This window comes from Pseudomonas sp. NFACC08-1, from assembly GCF_900106735.1.
Classification (GTDB): Bacteria; Pseudomonadota; Gammaproteobacteria; order Pseudomonadales; family Pseudomonadaceae; genus Aquipseudomonas; species Aquipseudomonas fluorescens_Q.
Genome location: NZ_FNNL01000004.1, coordinates 247611 through 265192 on the forward strand (window position 1 = coordinate 247611; position 17582 = coordinate 265192).

Consider the following 17582-nt stretch of genomic DNA (forward strand, 5'->3'; position numbering starts at 1 on the left):
GCTTGCTCCCGCTGGGCTGCGTAGCAGCCCCTCTTGAGTCCGGGTTGCCCGGATTCAGGGCCGCTTCGCGCCCCAGCGGGAGCAAGCTCCCTCGCCACAAAAAAACGGGCTGAGGCGACTTATTCGTTGCGCATCAACGGGTAAAGCTCTTTAAGCAATTTGCGCCGGCTGACCACCAGTTGCCAGCGATGGCCGCCCAGCTGCCGCCACAACCGTGCCGAGCGGATACCGGCCAGCAACAGGGCGCGGATTTTCGAGGCATTGCTCGGTTGCTGCAGGTTGCGCATGTCGCCATGCACCTGGATGCGTTGGCGCAGGGTACTCAGGGTGTCCTGGTACAGCGCGCCGCAGGCCGCGACGACGTTTTCGTGGGACGGGCCGAAGTGCTCGACCTGGGACTGGATCTGCGGCAAGCGTTTGCCGATGGTCTCCAGTAGGTCGTCGCGCTTGGCCAGCTGGCGCTCAAGGCCCAGCATCGACAGGGCATAACGCAGCGGTTCGCGTTGCAGGGCGCTGGGATCGCGCTCCAGGGCGCCGATCAGTGCACGATAGCCTTCGCGCAGGTTCAAGTCGTCGCCGCCGTAGACTTCCAGGGTGTCCTTGGGGTCGCGAACCAGCAGGCTGCCGAGCATGCAGGCCACGCCCGCTTCGGTGGCCTGGCCGGTCTTGGCGATCCTGTCCACCAGCACGGCGGCAAGAAACACACCGCCCAATGCCGTCAGTTGTTCCTGGATGGGGCTCATGCCTTGCTGCTCCAGGGTTCTGCGACTTCGATCACGCCGCCGCCCAGGCAGATTTCGCCGTCATAGAACACCACGGACTGGCCGGGCGTGACCGCCCGCTGCGGGTCATCGAAGGTGGCTCGGTAGCCCGTGGCGGTTTTTTCCAGGGTGCAGGGCTGGTCGCTCTGGCGGTAGCGAACCTTGGCCGTCAGGCGGCGTGGTTCGCTGAGGTCGATCGGGTTGACCCAATAGATGTCGGAGGCGAGCAGGGCGCGGGAAAACAACCAGGGATGGTCGTTGCCTTGGCCGACGATCAGCTCATTGTGCTCCAGGTCCTTGACCAGCACGTACCACGGCTCTTCCCCGGCGTCCTTCAGGCCGCCGATGCCCAGGCCCTGGCGCTGGCCGATGGTGTGGTACATCAGGCCATGGTGGCGGCCGATGACTTCGCCTTCGGTCGTCTTGATCTCGCCCGGTTGGGCCGGCAGGTATTGCTTGAGGAAGTCGCTGAAACGGCGCTCACCGATAAAGCAGATCCCGGTGGAGTCTTTTTTCTTGGCGGTGGCGAGCTGGTGTTTTTCGGCGATCGCGCGCACTTCGGGCTTTTCCAGTTCGCCTACCGGGAACAGGGTCTTGGCGATCTGCTCGCCGCCGACGGCATGCAGGAAGTAACTCTGGTCCTTGTTCGGGTCCAGGCCCTTGAGCAATTCGGTGCGGCCGTCGATGTCGCGGCGGCGCACGTAGTGGCCGGTGGCAATCAGGTCGGCGCCGAGCATCATGGCGTAGTCGAGGAACGCCTTGAACTTGATTTCGCGGTTGCAGAGGATGTCCGGGTTCGGCGTGCGACCGGCCTTGTATTCGGCCAGGAAGTGCTCGAACACGTTGTCCCAGTACTCGGCGGCGAAGTTGGCGGTGTGCAGCTTGATGCCGATCTTGTCGCACACCGCCTGGGCGTCCGCCAGGTCGTCCATGGCGGTGCAGTACTCGGTGCCGTCGTCTTCTTCCCAGTTCTTCATGAACAGGCCTTCCACCTCATAACCCTGCTCGATCAGCAGAAGGGCGGAAACGGAAGAGTCCACGCCGCCGGACATGCCGACAATGACGCGCTTCTTGGATGTGTCAGAAGGAGCTGGATCACGCATAGGAGTTCAATGAGTGTCTTGAAAAAGGACGCGATTCTATCAGGCCCGGGCGCACAAGGCTAAAGAGAAGGACGGATCAGCGTCAGACTGTGGCAGTGGCCGGCCAGATAATCGTCGATGCAGCGGATGATCAGCTCGCTGCGCCAGCGGTCGCGTTGCTCCAGCAGTTCGTCCCGGCTTAGCCATTTGGCGCCGAGGATACCGTCGTCCAGTTGATAGTCAGGGCGATGATTCAAGGCCTTGGCGGCGAAACAGACTCGCTGGTAGGTCACGCCGTTGCTGGGGGCGGTGTACAGGTAAATGCCCACCACGCTCGTGGGTTCGACGTCCCAGCCGGTTTCTTCCAGGGTTTCGCGCACGGCGGCTTCGATCAGTGTTTCGTCCGGGTCCAGGTGGCCGGCGGGCTGGTTGAGCACCGCGCGTCCACCCTTGGATTCTTCCACCATGAGGAAGCGACCGTTGTCTTCGACGATGGTGGCGACGGTGATGTGGGGTTGCCAGTTCATGGGAGTCCTTATCTTGAAATTGGAATGCAGGCCGCTGTGGGGCAGAGCTTGCTCGCAATAGCAACGGGTTGCTCGATACTAAACGAATGATGAATCGCCGTCCCGAGCAAACTCCCATGCAGGTGATTGAGTCCTCCTGTCAGTGGCTGGGATGTAAGTTCAATTGCCCTTCGGGGTTCTAAGCAAAGTATGTCTATCCTCACAGGGCGATGCATATTGCATTCGGATAGTATTTGTCGAGGTAAGGGAAGTCCCGTATGTCACAAAGTTTGCCTGCGCCTGTAAATGATTTTATTGTAATGGTCACCTGTTTTTTTGAAGTGTCGTGGTTGAATTCGATGACGGCAGTTGCGTCCGAAAACCCGTCTTCTATCGTCAGGTTCGTTACGCCAGGCGGATAGCTTTTGTCCGGTGTCAGGTAGAGGTCGGTAGACATCGTCCCTACGAGTTTGTCGATTTTGTGCATTTCTCCCGGTGGGTACTCTTGGTATACATCGCAGCCTGAAAGATAGAGCGTGACGTTACCTAAAGATGAAAATCTGTCCGTGGGGTTGATAACGACTTGTAAGACCTTTTCTTTCGGGGTAGTAAGCGCGGGGCTGGTTGAGGAATGTTTGATGACCTGGTCGTTGATTTGCACATCGGGCCATTCGGCCTTATCTGTCTGTTGGTCGAATTTTTTACCGGGTATGTGCATTTCGAGCTGAATTAACCCTGGAAAGTCCTCGAAGACAATAGAGGGGGCTCTGACGCTTGCGCCAGGTGAGTTGGTTGAGTAGATAACTTGATTTCCGAATTTGTTTAAATTGAATGTGTATGTGGCATCTGGGCTTGTAAAGGTTAGTTGTTGTGTGGTGGGGGTGTAGTTGTATATCTGTCCAAAGCGATTGGGGCGGATGTCTGTAGAGCAGCGTATGGCGTAACGGTCGGGAAATTCCTCTATTTTAGGGTATTCAAAAGGCTCATCAGCGCCCTCTCTCCTAAATAGGGTGGGGGAGCCTCGCAGTTGTTGAAAGTCTAAATTTCCAATTGTGAAGGGTATTTGAGCGTTCATAATTGCTTGCGCAGTCTTTTTCATGGTGTATTTCCTCAGTTTATGAGTCTGGTAGTGAGTTTATAAGTGCGTATTTTTCGCTGAAAACTCAAACTATCCAAAAGGGTTGTTATCGCTACGTAGCCGATTTCAGCAATCCAGTTTTCGCTCACTTGAGGTCGATACACCTGCTGGCAATCAGAATGACGCCTGATCTGACTCTCTCTCGTTCTCTTGCCGAGACATCTCGCATCCACGAAGGTTGAAAAGGTGTAGGGGTCACACCGGTCGTTCAGCGCTCGCGGTTTACTTCATGCACCTTCAGTGAAGAGGGCGTACTTAGAACGATGCTTTTAAGGCTAGGCTGTCTGATTGTACTGTCAAGGTAAGCCTGGGCAGCCAATGGGGTGGGGCAAGATAGGTTGGGGAGCGCTTGGTATGCCTGGAAACACAAACCCCGGCACAAGGCCGGGGTTCGTGGTGTTCCCTTACAACCTTACACCAGCGCGGCAATCGCTGCGTTGAAGGTGTTGCTCGGGCGCATGGCCTTGCTGGTCAGCTCCGGGTTGGCGAAGTAGTAGCCGCCGATGTCCACGGGCTTGCCCTGGACGGCGTTGAGCTCGGCAACGATTTTTTCTTCGTTGTCGGTCAATGTCTTGGCCAGGGAAGCGAACTGAGCCTTGAGGGCTGCGTCGTCATCCTGGGCGGCCAGAGCCTGGGCCCAGAACAGGGTCAGGTAGAAGTGGCTGCCACGGTTGTCGATGCCGCCGACCTTGCGCGAAGGCGACTTGTTGCGGTCCAGGAACTCACCGGTAGCCTGGTCCAGGGTCTTGGCCAGCACCAGTGCTTTCGGGTTGTTGTAGGTCACGCCCAGGTGCTCGAGGGAGGCGGCCAGGGCCAGGAACTCGCCCAGGGAATCCCAGCGCAGGAAGTTTTCTTCCAGCAATTGCTGCACGTGCTTGGGGGCCGAGCCGCCAGCGCCGGTTTCGAACAGGCCACCGCCGTTCATCAGCGGCACGATCGACAGCATCTTGGCGCTGGTGCCCAGTTCCATGATCGGGAACAGGTCGGTCAGGTAGTCGCGCAGTACGTTGCCAGTCACCGAGATGGTGTCCTTGCCTTCGCGGGTGCGGGCCAGGGTGAACTTCATCGCGTCGACCGGCGCCATGATGCGGATGTCCAGGCCGGCAGTGTCGTAGTCCTTCAGGTAGGTCTGGACTTTCTCGATCACGACGCCGTCATGGGCGCGCATCGGGTCCAGCCAGAAGATTGCCGGCGTGTCGCTGGCGCGGGCACGGTTGACGGCCAGCTTGACCCAATCCTGGATCGGCGCGTCCTTGGTCTGGCACATGCGGAAGATGTCACCAGCTTCGACGCTTTGCTCCAGCAGGGTGCGGCCGTTGCTGTCCGAAACACGGACCACGCCGTCGACCTTGATCTGGAAGGTCTTGTCGTGGGAGCCGTACTCTTCGGCTTTCTTGGCCATCAGGCCAACGTTCGGCACGCTGCCCATGGTGGTTGGGTCGAAGGCGCCGTGTTGCTTGCAGTCTTCGATCACCGCCTGGTAGATGGTGGCGTAGCAGCGATCCGGGATCACGGCCTTGGTGTCGTGCAGTTGGCCGTCGGTGCCCCACATCTTGCCGGAGTCACGGATCATGGCCGGCATCGAGGCGTCGACGATGACGTCGCTCGGCACGTGCAGGTTGGTGATGCCTTTATCGGAGTTGACCATCGCCAGGGATGGGCGCGCCGCGTAGACCGCCTGGATGTCGGCTTCGATCTGCGCCTGTTGCTCGGCCGGCAGGGCCTTGATGCGGGCGTACAGGTCGCCGATGCCGTTGTTCAGGTTGAAGCCGATCTGCTCCAGCACTTGTGCGTGCTTGGCCAGGGCATCTTTATAGAACTCGGCAACGATCTGGCCGAACATGATCGGGTCGGAGACCTTCATCATGGTGGCCTTGAGGTGAACCGACAGCAGGACGCCTTTTTGCTTGGCGTCTTCGATTTCAGCGGCGATGAAGTCGCGCAGGGCGTTTTTGCTCATCACGGCGCAGTCGAGGATCTCACCGGCTTGTACGGTGGTTTTTTCTTTCAGGACAGTGGCAGTGCCGTCCTGGGCGATCAGCTCGATTTTCACGCTGCCCGCGGCGTCGATCAGGGCGGCTTTTTCGCTGCCGTAGAAATCGCCGGTGCTCATGTGGGCCACGTGGGATTTGGAGTCGGCTGCCCAGGCGCCCATCTTGTGCGGGTGCTTGCGGGCGTAGTTCTTGACCGACAGCGGTGCGCGGCGGTCGGAGTTGCCTTCGCGCAGGACCGGGTTCACGGCGCTGCCCTTGACCTTGTCGTAGCGGGCGCGAGCGTCTTTCTCGGCATCGGTGGTCACGGTTTCCGGATAGTCCGGCAGTGCGTAGCCCTGGGCCTGCAATTCCTTGATCGCGGCCTGCAGTTGCGGCACCGAGGCGCTGATGTTCGGCAGCTTGATGATGTTGGCTTCAGGCGTGACGGCCAGGTCGCCCAATTCGGCGAGGTGGTCGGCTACGGCTTTGTCACCCAGTTGCTCGGGGAAGCTGGCCAGGATGCGCCCTGCGAGGGAGATATCGCGGGTTTCCACGGCGATATCGGCCGAAGCGGTAAAGGCTTCGACGATCGGCAGCAGCGAATAGGTGGCGAGGGCGGGCGCTTCGTCGGTGAAGGTATAGATGATCTTCGAGCGGGTGGGCATATTCGGATTAACTCTCTTCTTTGCTAAAGCATGCGCAGAAACTCGAGGGCGCCGGGTAAGCGCGTTCGTTCAAAGTCATCCGTGAACCGAATGTCGAGGTTTCTTCGCGGTGATGTTGGGTGCATCAGTCGAGCGTCAAGCGGTTGGGCCGCGGTAACGGTCCGGCTTTTAAACTGGCGGAAAAGTCCTGTGATAGAGCGCTCAGCCAGCGTGACCCTGTGGTCAGCGGCGGCATTATACATAGGTAGCTGGCAATCTGCCGATGGTTCATAGACTTCCGTACACGTCCATTGGTCTAAACGTCGCAGTACCCAAGGAGCGGGCTATGCTCATGTTTGGCGCTTTTCCCTTGGTTTTCAGGGTTGTACACCGCGAACTGCAACGCTTTACCCCGGATGAGCCTAACGTAGGGTTTGCGTGCCGATTCAAGTGGGGTACGCTCGAACGCAGCCAGATGTTCAATCCAAGCAATGGAGTTCAGCATGGGGTATCAAAAGATTCAGGTTCCAGCCGTCGGTGACAAAATCACCGTCAATGCAGACCATTCTCTTAATGTTCCCGACAACCCGATCATCCCCTTCATCGAAGGCGACGGCATTGGCGTCGATATCAGTCCGGTCATGATCAAGGTTGTGGACGCTGCGGTTCAGAAGGCCTATGGCGGCAAGCGCAAGATTTCCTGGATGGAAGTCTATGCCGGTGAGAAAGCGACTCAAGTCTACGACCAGGACACCTGGCTGCCCCAGGAAACCCTGGACGCGGTCAAGGATTACGTGGTTTCCATCAAGGGTCCGCTGACCACGCCGGTGGGTGGTGGTATCCGTTCGCTGAACGTGGCCCTGCGCCAGCAGCTCGACCTGTACGTGTGCCTGCGTCCGGTGCGTTGGTTCGAAGGCGTGCCAAGCCCTGTCAAGAAGCCTGGCGACGTGGACATGACGATCTTCCGCGAGAACTCCGAGGACATCTACGCTGGCATCGAGTGGAAGGCCGGTTCGGCCGAAGCGACCAAGGTCATCAAGTTCCTGAAAGAAGAAATGGGTGTGACCAAGATCCGTTTCGACGAGGACTGCGGCATCGGCGTCAAGCCGGTTTCCAAGCAGGGCACCAAGCGCCTGGCCCGCAAGGCCTTGCAGTATGTTGTCGACAATGACCGCGACTCGCTGACCATCGTGCATAAAGGCAACATCATGAAGTTCACCGAAGGTGCCTTCAAGGAATGGGCCTACGAAGTGGCGGCCGAGGAGTTTGGCGCGACCTTGCTCGACGGCGGGCCGTGGATGCAGTTCAAGAACCCGAAGACCGGCAAGAATGTCATCGTCAAGGACGCCATCGCCGATGCGATGTTGCAGCAGATCCTGCTGCGTCCGGCCGAATATGACGTAATTGCGACCTTGAACCTGAACGGTGACTACCTGTCCGACGCCCTGGCGGCGGAAGTGGGCGGTATCGGTATTGCGCCGGGCGCCAACCTGTCCGACACCGTGGCCATGTTCGAAGCCACCCACGGTACCGCGCCCAAGTATGCCGGAAAGGACCAGGTCAACCCGGGGTCGTTGATCCTGTCGGCGGAAATGATGCTGCGCCACATGGGTTGGACCGAAGCGGCCGACCTGATCATCAAGGGCACCAATGGCGCGATTTCGGCCAAGACCGTGACCTATGACTTCGAACGTCTGATGGAGGGCGCCAAGCTGGTGTCGTCCTCGGGCTTCGGCGATGCCCTGATCTCGCACATGTAAGCGGATCGGCGCTCAGCGCGAATGCCCGGCTCGAGTGATCGAGCCGGGCATTTTCACTTGTCCGGTGCAGCGACCGGTCAATGGGTCTCGGTGACCCTGACCTGGACAGGGGCGGGCTTTTCTTCGGTGGTGACAACCTTGATGTTGACCGCGTGCAGGCCCTTGGGTCCCTGGATGACGTCGAACGTCACAGGCTGTCCGGCCTTCAGGGTTTTATAGCCTTCCATGTTGATGGCCGAGTAATGGGCGAAAAGGTCTTCATCATCCCTGCCGGCCGCGATAATGAAACCGTAGCCCTTGGCATTGTTGAACCATTTCACCTTGCCATTCATCTTGACGACCGACATAACCCATTTCCCTCTGCAACGCACTCCATCACTGGAGTATCATCCAGTCCATCCGCAGGCTAATCTTGAAGTAAGGATAGATTCCACGGACCTTTTTAACCCACGATGGGCTCTATTGGTTGTAACACCGTTTTGCCGATAGTCAAGGTGGCCGGGTGGTCGTGGTTGAAATCGCCCACAAGCGCCCCCATCACTGTATTCGCCAACTAAACGAACCTTTCTTTCCATGCATGCAGTCAGCCAGATTCGACTAACATTCAATCAGGATCGCCCGGATCTACACGACGACGATTCCGCAGGCATTGCTGTTCAGGAGGCAAAGCCTGCATTACAGGCGCCACCGATGTACAAGGTGGTTTTGTTCAACGATGACTACACACCGATGGATTTCGTCGTCGAAGTGCTCGAGGTGTTTTTTAACCTGAATCGCGAGCTGGCGACCAAGGTCATGCTGGCCGTCCATACAGAGGGACGGGCAGTATGTGGAGTGTTTACCCGCGACATCGCCGAGACGAAGGCCATGCAGGTCAACCAATACGCCCGGGAAAGCCAGCATCCGCTACTCTGTGAAATCGAGAAGGACGGTTAACGCCGACCACTTGGGTATGAGGTGAAGCTATGTTAAACCGCGAGCTCGAAGTCACCCTCAATCTTGCCTTCAAGGAGGCTCGTTCGAAGCGTCATGAATTCATGACCGTCGAACACCTGCTGCTGGCCCTATTGGATAACGAGGCTGCCGCCACCGTTTTGCGTGCCTGCGGCGCGAACCTCGATAAACTCAAGCATGATCTGCAGGAGTTCATCGACTCCACCACGCCACTGATCCCCGTTCATGACGAGGATCGCGAAACCCAGCCAACCCTGGGCTTCCAGCGTGTCCTGCAGCGTGCTGTCTTCCATGTACAGAGCTCGGGCAAGCGTGAAGTCACCGGCGCCAACGTGCTGGTTGCCATCTTCAGCGAGCAGGAAAGCCAGGCGGTGTTCCTGCTCAAGCAGCAGAGCGTTGCGCGTATCGATGTCGTCAACTACATCGCCCATGGCATCTCCAAGGTGCCGGGGCATGGCGATCATTCCGAGGGTGAGCAGGATATGCAGGACGACGAGGGCGGTGAGTCTTCTTCTTCAGGCAACCCATTGGATGCCTATGCCAGCAACCTGAACGAACTGGCACGCCAGGGGCGCATTGACCCGCTGGTCGGGCGCGAAGCGGAAGTCGAGCGTGTTGCCCAGATCCTGGCTCGGCGTCGCAAGAACAACCCATTGCTGGTGGGCGAGGCGGGCGTGGGCAAGACCGCCATCGCCGAAGGCCTGGCCAAGCGCATCGTTGACGACCAGGTGCCGGACCTGCTGGCCAACAGCGTGGTGTATTCCCTCGACCTGGGTGCCTTGCTGGCCGGTACCAAGTACCGCGGTGACTTCGAGAAACGCTTCAAGGCGTTGCTCGGCGAGTTGAAAAAACGTCCGCAAGCGATCCTGTTCATCGACGAAATCCACACCATTATTGGTGCCGGGGCGGCGTCGGGTGGGGTCATGGATGCGTCGAACCTGCTCAAGCCATTGCTGTCGTCGGGTGATATTCGTTGCATCGGCTCGACCACGTTCCAGGAATTTCGCGGGATCTTCGAGAAAGACCGTGCCCTGGCCCGGCGTTTCCAGAAGGTCGATGTGTCGGAGCCTTCGGTGGAGGACACCATTGGTATCCTGCGCGGCCTGAAAGGGCGTTTCGAGCTGCACCACAACATCGAATACAGCGATGAAGCCCTGCGCGCGGCGGCTGAGCTGGCCTCGCGTTACATCAACGACCGGCACATGCCGGACAAGGCCATCGACGTCATCGACGAGGCGGGTGCCTACCAGCGCCTGCAACCGTTGGAGAAGCGCGTCAAGCGCATCGAAGTGCCTCAGGTCGAGGATATCGTGGCGAAAATCGCGCGTATTCCGCCTAAGCACGTCACCAGTTCCGACAAGGAGTTGCTGCGTAACCTGGAGCGTGACCTGAAGCTGACGGTGTTCGGCCAGGATGCGGCCATCGACTCGCTGTCGACCGCCATCAAGCTGTCCCGCGCCGGTCTCAAATCGCCGGACAAGCCCGTGGGTTCGTTCCTGTTCGCCGGTCCTACCGGCGTCGGCAAGACTGAGGCCGCGCGGCAACTGGCCAAGGCAATGGGTATCGAGCTGGTTCGCTTCGACATGTCCGAGTACATGGAGCGCCACACCGTATCGCGTCTGATCGGTGCGCCTCCAGGCTATGTCGGTTTCGACCAGGGCGGCCTGCTGACCGAAGCCATCACCAAGCAGCCACACTGCGTATTGTTGCTCGACGAAATCGAGAAGGCGCATCCGGAAGTCTTCAACCTGCTCCTGCAGGTCATGGACCACGGCACGCTGACCGATAACAACGGGCGCAAGGCGGACTTCCGCAACGTGATCATCATCATGACCACGAACGCCGGGGCCGAAACTGCGGCTCGCGCTTCGATCGGTTTCACCCATCAGGACCACTCGTCCGATGCGATGGAAGTGATCAAGAAGAGCTTTACGCCTGAATTCCGCAACCGCCTGGATACCATTATCCAGTTTGGTCGCCTCAGCCATGAAGTCATCAAGAGCGTGGTGGACAAGTTCCTTACCGAACTTCAGGCGCAACTCGAAGACAAGCGTGTCTTGTTGGAAGTCACCGATGCGGCCCGCAGTTGGCTGGCAGAAGGTGGTTACGATGTGACGATGGGCGCGCGGCCGATGGCTCGCTTGATCCAGGACAAGATCAAGCGTCCGCTGGCCGAGGAAATCCTCTTTGGCGAACTGGCCGAGCATGGCGGTGTGGTGCACATCGACATCAAGGACGGCGAACTGACCTTCGACTTCGAAACCACGGCCGAAATGGCCTGATCGACCCGCAACAAAGCAAAAGGCGCCGAAAGGCGCCTTTTTGCTGTGTATGGGATCATTCCCACGCTCCGCGTGGGAATGCCTCAACGGACGCTCCGCGTTCGGCTTTTGGGACGCAGAGCGTCCCTGGCTGCATTCCCACGCAGAGCGTGGGAATGATCCGCGTTGCGCGCAAACAAAAACGCCCGGCATCAGCCGGGCGTTTTGTATTGACTTGTTAGCGAGCGCGGTAAGTGATGCGCCCTTTGCTCAAGTCATAGGGCGTCAGCTCGACGCGCACTTTGTCACCGGTAAGAATACGAATGTAGTTCTTGCGCATCTTGCCGGAGATATGCGCGGTTACGACGTGCCCATTTTCCAACTCCACACGAAACATGGTGTTGGGCAGGGTGTCGACGACAGTGCCTTCCATTTCGAAGCTGTCTTCTTTCGACATGCAGTAAAGCCCTCGGTATCCAGTGAATGGCCCGGTGCAACTGCGCCAGGCAAAAGCGGCGTGCATTGTGCCCGAAAAAGGGGGGGCAAGCCAAGGGGTTCTAGCTTTATAAGCCGAAGGGGTTTAACTCAGGACAACCCACCGCTGGTTAATCAGCAGTTCAATGGGGCGATATTGGGTCTTGTAGTTCATTTTCTTGCAGTTCTTGATCCAGTAGCCCAGGTACACCGCTTCCAGGCCCAGGCGCCGGGCTTCGTTGATTTGCCAGAGGATGGCAAACCGTCCCAGGCTGCGCCGTTCTTCGTCCGGCTCGTAGAAGGTGTACACCGCCGAAAGTCCATTGGGCAGCAGGTCCGTGACGGCGATGGCGACCAGGCGCCCGTCCAGTCGGAACTCGTAGAAGCGGGAAAACGGCAGGTCGCGCACCAGGAAGGTCGAGAACTGATCCCGACTGGGTGGGTACATGTCGCCATCGGCATGGCGTTGTTCAATGTAGCGCTGGTACAGGTCGAAATATTCTTCGGTGAACTGCGGCTTGGCCGGGCGGACCTGAAGATCGGCGTTGCGCTTGAAAATGCGTTTCTGCTGACGGTTGGGCAAAAATTGCGTCACAGGGATGCGCGCCGGGACGCAGGCGTTGCAATGCTGGCAATGGGGCCGGTAGAGGTGGTCGCCGCTACGACGAAAGCCCATTTCCGACAGGTCTGCGTAGACATGCACATCCATGGGCTGGCTGGGGTCGAGGAACAGCGTCGTGGCCTGCTCCTCCGGCAGATAACTGCAAGAGTGGGGCTGAGTGGCATAGAACTTCAAGCGCGCCAACTCGGTCATGATCAACCCTCGGATAAGCTTTTAGATTTAAGTGTAAGCCACGCGCGCGAATGTCGCTCAGCAAACCCAGGTTGCGTGGTTGGGTTGATCCAGATGGGCCTTGAGATAGCCAGCAAACTCAGTCCGTGGAATCGAGCGGGCGCCCAGGCTGTGCAGATGCTCGGTGGGCATCTGGCAGTCGATCAGCACGAAACCGGCGGCCTTGAGGTGTTGGACCAGCCTCGCGAAGCCGAATTTCGACGCATTGTCGGCTCGGCTGAACATCGACTCGCCAAAAAACAGCTGGCCCATGGCCAAGCCATACAGGCCGCCCACCAGCGCCCCTTTGTCCCACACTTCCACCGAATGGGCGAAACCGCGTCGGTGCAGTTCCAGATAGGCGGTTTGCATGGCGTCGGTGATCCAGGTGCCCTCGGCATAGTCCCGCGGCGCCGCGCAGGCCTGGATGACTGCGGCAAAATCCCGATCGAACGTCACTTCATAGCGCTGCTTGCGCAGCAGTTTGCCCAGGCTGCGGGATATGTGCAGTTCGTCGGGAAACAGCACCGTGCGCGGGTCTGGCGACCACCAGAGGATCGGCTGCCCCTCGGAAAACCATGGGAAGCAACCATGGCGATACGCCTGGACCAACCTGTCGGCGGATAGATCGCCGCCGGCGGCCAATAACCCGTTGGGGTCGTGCATGGCTTTTGCCAGGGGCGGGAACTCGAAGCTGTTGCGTTGTAACCAGGTCAGCATTGGTATCCGGCTTAGTAGAAGGGGAGGGCGGCTGGTGGCGGGCTTCGCCCATCCGCGAGCGCCCGCCTGGAAGGTTAACCGTCAAACGGCAGGGATGTCATCGAGATACTTCTCAGCGTCGAGTGCGGCCATGCAGCCGGCACCGGCTGAGGTAATTGCCTGGCGATAGACGTGGTCGGCCACATCGCCGGCGGCGAACACGCCCTCGATATCGGTTGCGGTGGCGTTGCCTTCGCTGCCGCCGCGTACGAACAGGTAGCCGTCACGCATCTTCAACTGGCCCTGGAATAGCTCGGTATTGGGTTTATGGCCGATAGCAATGAATACGCCGGCCAGGGGCAAGGTGCTGGTTGCGCCGGTCTCGCTGTGGCGCAGGCGCGCGCCAGTCACGCCGCTGGCGTCGCCCAGGACTTCATTCAGGTTCTGGTTCCAATGCAGCTTGATATTGCCGCAGGCGGCCTTTTCGAAGAGTTTGTCCTGCAGGATTTTCTCTGAGCGCAGCTTGTCGCGACGGTGGATCAGGTGCACTTCCCTGGCGATGTTCGACAGGTACAAGGCTTCCTCGACCGCCGTGTTACCGCCGCCAACCACGGCCACCACCTGGTTTCGATAGAAAAAACCATCGCAGGTTGCACAGGCCGAAACGCCTTTGCCGGCGAAGGTCTCTTCCGAGGGCAGGCCCAGGTATTGCGCGGAAGCGCCGGTGGCAATGATCAGTGCATCGCAGGTGTAGGTGCCGCTGTCGCCGATCAGCTCGAAGGGGCGCTGTTGCAACTTGGCGGTGTGAATATGGTCGTAGACGATCTGCGTGTCGAAGCGCTCGGCGTGCCGTTGCATGCGTTCCATCAGTACCGGGCCCGTCAGGCCTTCGACGTCGCCGGGCCAGTTGTCGACTTCCACCGTGGTGGTGAGCTGGCCACCGGCCTGCAGGCCGGTAATGACAACGGGTTTGAGGTTGGCGCGGGCAGCATAGACGGCAGCGCTGTACCCCGCAGGGCCCGAACCGAGAATGATCAGGCGTGAATGCTTCACTTCGCTCATAAAAAACACCTCATAAGCCTTTGTCACAAAAGAGAATGCATGGTCCAATTGGCGCGTGTATACCCTGTATTCGGCTATGCTGTCAGGCAATGCCTTGGCGCGGACAAAACCGTACAATGCTTGAGTTTTGAACGCAGGATGGGCTAAAGATCAAAATCTTCGGCAACGCCTGCGGTTTTCTGGATGCACCCCACAGTGGTAAAAGTAGTACCGGTTGTGCACATTCACTTTTTTACCTGCTCGTCGTGGGCAGTTTTTTATAGTCATTCAACAGATGGACGCGCCGTTGGCGCAGGAAAAGAAGCGTTTTGAAGAAATCCACCGCAGCACCCAAACCAGTCGTTCCGCTCTGGCGCCAGCAACTGCACTACCGGCTCAAGGAAGGTGCGTTGATCGCCATCGGCGCCCTGTGCTTGTTCCTGATGATGGCCCTGCTGACCTACGGCAAGGACGATCCGGGCTGGAGCCATAACAGCAAGATCGACGACGTGCAGAATTTCGGCGGTCCGGCCGGTTCCTACAGCGCCGATATCCTGTTCATGGTGCTGGGCTATTTCGCCTACATCTTCCCGTTGCTGCTGGCGATCAAGGCCTACCAGATCTTCCGCCAGCGCCACGAGCCGTGGCAGTGGAGCGGCTGGCTGTTCTCCTGGCGGCTGATCGGCCTGGTGTTCCTGGTGTTGTCGGGGGCCGCACTGGCCCATATCCATTTCCACGCGCCCACCGGCTTGCCGGCCGGGGCGGGCGGGGCGCTGGGGGAAAGCCTCGGCGACCTGGCCAGGAACGCCCTGAACATCCAGGGCAGTACGCTGCTGTTCATCGCCCTGTTCCTGTTCGGCCTGACGGTGTTCACCGACCTGTCGTGGTTCAAGGTCATGGACGTCACCGGCAAGATCACCCTCGACCTGATCGAGCTGATCCAGGGCGCCATGAACCGCTGGTGGGCGGCGCGCACCGAGCGCAAGCAACTGGTGGCGCAACTGCGTGAAGTCGACGACCGCGTCCACGACGTGGTAGCCCCGACGACGCCGGACAAACGCGAGCAGGCCAAGGTCAAGGAGCGCCTGATCGAGCGTGAGCAGGCGTTGAGCAAGCACATGTCCGAGCGCGAGAAACAGGTGCCGCCGGTCATCACCATGGCCCCGGCCAAGCCGCCCGAGCAAAGCAAGCGTGTCCAGAAGGAGAAGCAGGCGCCGCTGTTCGTCGACAGCGCGGTGGAAGGCACCTTGCCGCCGATCTCGATCCTGGACCCGGCCGAGAAGAAACAACTCAACTATTCCCCGGAATCCCTGGCGGCCGTCGGTCATTTGCTGGAGATCAAGCTCAAGGAGTTCGGCGTCGAGGTCTCGGTGGACTCGATCCACCCGGGGCCGGTCATCACCCGCTACGAAATCCAGCCGGCCGCCGGCGTGAAGGTCAGCCGCATCGCCAACCTCGCGAAGGACCTGGCGCGTTCCCTGGCCGTGACCAGCGTGCGGGTGGTGGAAGTGATTCCCGGCAAGACCACCGTGGGTATCGAGATTCCCAACGAAGACCGGCAGATCGTGCGCTTCTCTGAAGTGTTGTCGACGCCTGAGTACGACAACCACAAGTCGCCGGTCACCCTGGCCCTGGGTCACGACATCGGCGGCAAGCCGGTCATCACCGACCTGGCGAAAATGCCCCACCTGCTGGTGGCCGGTACCACCGGTTCCGGTAAGTCGGTGGGTGTGAACGCGATGATCCTGTCGATTCTGTTCAAATCCGGCCCCGAAGACGCCAAGCTGATCATGATCGACCCGAAAATGCTCGAGCTGTCCATCTATGAGGGCATCCCGCACTTGCTGTGCCCGGTGGTCACCGACATGAAGGACGCCGCCAACGCGCTGCGCTGGAGCGTCGCCGAGATGGAGCGCCGCTACAAGCTGATGGCGAAGATGGGCGTGCGCAACCTGTCGGGCTTCAACGCCAAGGTCAAGGAAGCCGAAGAGGCCGGCACGCCGTTGAGCGACCCGCTGTACCATCGCGAAAATATCCACGACGAAGCCCCGCTGCTGCACAAGCTGCCGACCATCGTGGTGGTGGTGGACGAATTCGCCGACATGATGATGATCGTCGGCAAGAAGGTCGAAGAGCTGATCGCCCGTATTGCCCAGAAGGCCCGTGCGGCCGGTATCCACTTGATTCTCGCCACCCAGCGGCCGTCGGTGGACGTGATCACCGGCTTGATCAAGGCCAACATCCCGACTCGCATGGCGTTCCAGGTGTCGAGCAAGATCGACTCACGGACCATCATCGACCAGGGCGGCGCCGAGCAGTTGCTTGGTCACGGTGACATGCTCTACATGCCGCCGGGCACCAGCCTGCCGATTCGCGTGCATGGCGCGTTCGTCTCCGACGACGAAGTGCACCGCGTGGTGGAGGCCTGGAAACTGCGCGGTGCTCCTGAATACAACGACGACATTCTCAACGGTGTCGAAGAAGCCGGCAGCGGTTTCGAGGGCAGCAGCGGTGGCGGTGACGACGATGCTGAAACCGATGCGCTCTATGACGAAGCGGTGCAGTTCGTCCTGGAGAGCCGCCGGGCCTCGATTTCTGCCGTTCAGCGCAAGCTGAAGATTGGCTACAACCGCGCCGCCCGCATGATCGAAGCCATGGAAATGGCCGGGGTGGTGACGGCCATGAACACCAACGGCTCGCGCGAAGTACTGGCGCCGGGCCCGATGCGCGACTAATGACCCGGGCGGCCTGCTGACACGCCGCTCGCCCCCCACGACTTCATGAGGACTCCCATGCGCCTGATTCGCATGTTGCTGTTGCCCGTACTGGCCCTGACCACCTTGTCGGCCCACGCCGGCGAAAAGGATGTGGCCCGCCTGACCCAATTGCTGGGGGGCTCCCAGACCCTGACGGCACGTTTCTCCCAGTTGACCCTCGATGGCAGTGGTACCCAATTGCAGGAAACCGCCGGCGACATGGCCCTGCAGCGTCCAGGCCTGTTCTACTGGCACACCGATGCGCCAGCCGAACAACTGATGGTCTCCGATGGCAAGAAAGTCTCCCTGTGGGACCCGGACCTGGAACAGGTGACCATCAAGACCCTCGACCAGCGCCTGACCCAGACGCCGGCGTTGCTGCTCTCCGGCGACATCTCCGAGATCAGCCAGAGCTTCGAGATCACCTCCAAGGAGGCCGGTGGCGTGATTGATTTCACCCTCAAGCCCAAGACCAAGGACAGCCTGTTCGACAGCCTGCGCCTGTCGTTCCGTAACGGCCTGGTCAACGATATGCAACTGATCGACAGTGTCGGCCAGCGCACCAACATCCTGTTCACCGGGGTCAAGGCCAACGAGCCGATCGCCGCGTCCAAGTTCAAGTTCGACATCCCCAAGGGTGCCGATGTAATCCAGGAATAAACACTGGCCCCCTGTTGGAAATGGCCTGTGGGAAAAGGTCT

At 59.5% G+C, this 17582-nt stretch carries 15 protein-coding genes; 5 read left to right on the top strand and 10 right to left on the bottom strand.

The genetic code is table 11. The features are described from left to right. Positions 1-119: 119 nt before the first annotated feature. The 5 genes from hflD to BLU76_RS10865 all read right to left on the bottom strand — a co-directional run bounded on the left by hflD (position 120) and on the right by BLU76_RS10865 (position 6125). The gene (gene hflD, locus BLU76_RS10845) at positions 120-743 is read right to left on the bottom strand and encodes a high frequency lysogenization protein HflD (RefSeq protein WP_072339625.1); all 624 of its coding nucleotides are present in this window, start codon (positions 741-743) and stop codon (positions 120-122) included. Next, complete coding sequence (mnmA, locus tag BLU76_RS10850) at positions 740-1864, bottom strand: tRNA 2-thiouridine(34) synthase MnmA (protein ID WP_057450008.1); 1125 nt, start codon at positions 1862-1864, stop codon at positions 740-742. Before mnmA ends, hflD begins: the two co-directional genes overlap by 4 nt. Positions 1865-1923: 59 nt before the next feature. Beyond that, the gene (locus BLU76_RS10855; protein ID WP_092222683.1) at positions 1924-2370 is read right to left on the bottom strand and encodes an NUDIX hydrolase; all 447 of its coding nucleotides are present in this window, start codon (positions 2368-2370) and stop codon (positions 1924-1926) included. A gap of 199 nt (positions 2371-2569) precedes the next feature. Beyond that, positions 2570-3448, bottom strand: a complete 879-nt coding sequence (locus BLU76_RS10860; RefSeq protein WP_092222685.1) for a hypothetical protein — start codon at positions 3446-3448, stop codon at positions 2570-2572. 451 nt (positions 3449-3899) lie between these two features. Next, positions 3900-6125, bottom strand: a complete 2226-nt coding sequence (locus tag BLU76_RS10865) for an NADP-dependent isocitrate dehydrogenase (protein ID WP_072339621.1) — start codon at positions 6123-6125, stop codon at positions 3900-3902. 482 nt (positions 6126-6607) lie between these two features. Here BLU76_RS10865 and icd point away from each other — a divergent pair, with 482 nt between their 5' ends. Beyond that, complete coding sequence (gene icd, locus BLU76_RS10875) at positions 6608-7864, top strand: NADP-dependent isocitrate dehydrogenase (protein ID WP_063320485.1); 1257 nt, start codon at positions 6608-6610, stop codon at positions 7862-7864. Between the two features lie 77 nt (positions 7865-7941). On the opposite strand, the gene BLU76_RS10880 is transcribed toward icd, so the two are convergent. Then, the gene (locus BLU76_RS10880) at positions 7942-8211 is read right to left on the bottom strand and encodes a cold shock domain-containing protein (RefSeq protein ID WP_092222687.1); all 270 of its coding nucleotides are present in this window, start codon (positions 8209-8211) and stop codon (positions 7942-7944) included. 226 nt (positions 8212-8437) lie between these two features. Here BLU76_RS10880 and clpS point away from each other — a divergent pair, with 226 nt between their 5' ends. Continuing rightward, positions 8438-8800 carry an ATP-dependent Clp protease adapter ClpS gene (clpS, locus tag BLU76_RS10885; RefSeq protein ID WP_003180089.1) on the top strand — a complete coding sequence of 121 codons (363 nt, stop codon included), beginning with the start codon at positions 8438-8440 and terminating at the stop codon, positions 8798-8800. 29 nt (positions 8801-8829) lie between these two features. Then, the gene (gene clpA, locus BLU76_RS10890; RefSeq protein ID WP_063320487.1) at positions 8830-11100 is read left to right on the top strand and encodes an ATP-dependent Clp protease ATP-binding subunit ClpA; all 2271 of its coding nucleotides are present in this window, start codon (positions 8830-8832) and stop codon (positions 11098-11100) included. A gap of 217 nt (positions 11101-11317) precedes the next feature. Here the strand turns inward: clpA and infA are convergent, their stop codons facing one another. The 4 genes from infA to trxB form a co-directional block, all read right to left on the bottom strand. Continuing rightward, on the bottom strand, positions 11318-11536 hold the full coding sequence (gene infA / locus BLU76_RS10895) for a translation initiation factor IF-1 (protein ID WP_002553999.1): 219 nt from the start codon (positions 11534-11536) through the stop codon (positions 11318-11320). Between the two features lie 123 nt (positions 11537-11659). Continuing rightward, positions 11660-12367, bottom strand: a complete 708-nt coding sequence (locus BLU76_RS10900) for an arginyltransferase (protein ID WP_063320488.1) — start codon at positions 12365-12367, stop codon at positions 11660-11662. Positions 12368-12424: 57 nt separating this feature from the next. Then, positions 12425-13105, bottom strand: coding sequence for a leucyl/phenylalanyl-tRNA--protein transferase (gene aat / locus BLU76_RS10905; RefSeq protein ID WP_092222689.1), 681 nt, complete (start codon positions 13103-13105; stop codon positions 12425-12427). Positions 13106-13186: 81 nt separating this feature from the next. After that, the gene (trxB, locus tag BLU76_RS10910) at positions 13187-14146 is read right to left on the bottom strand and encodes a thioredoxin-disulfide reductase (RefSeq protein WP_092222691.1); all 960 of its coding nucleotides are present in this window, start codon (positions 14144-14146) and stop codon (positions 13187-13189) included. Positions 14147-14454: 308 nt separating this feature from the next. Here trxB and BLU76_RS10915 point away from each other — a divergent pair, with 308 nt between their 5' ends. Together BLU76_RS10915 and lolA are read left to right on the top strand one after the other, a co-directional pair. Then, on the top strand, positions 14455-16860 hold the full coding sequence (locus tag BLU76_RS10915; protein ID WP_063320491.1) for a DNA translocase FtsK: 2406 nt from the start codon (positions 14455-14457) through the stop codon (positions 16858-16860). 57 nt (positions 16861-16917) lie between these two features. Continuing rightward, entirely contained in the window at positions 16918-17541 is a 624-nt protein-coding gene (gene lolA / locus BLU76_RS10920; RefSeq protein ID WP_063320492.1) for an outer membrane lipoprotein periplasmic chaperone LolA, read from the top strand. Positions 17542-17582 lie beyond the last annotated feature (41 nt).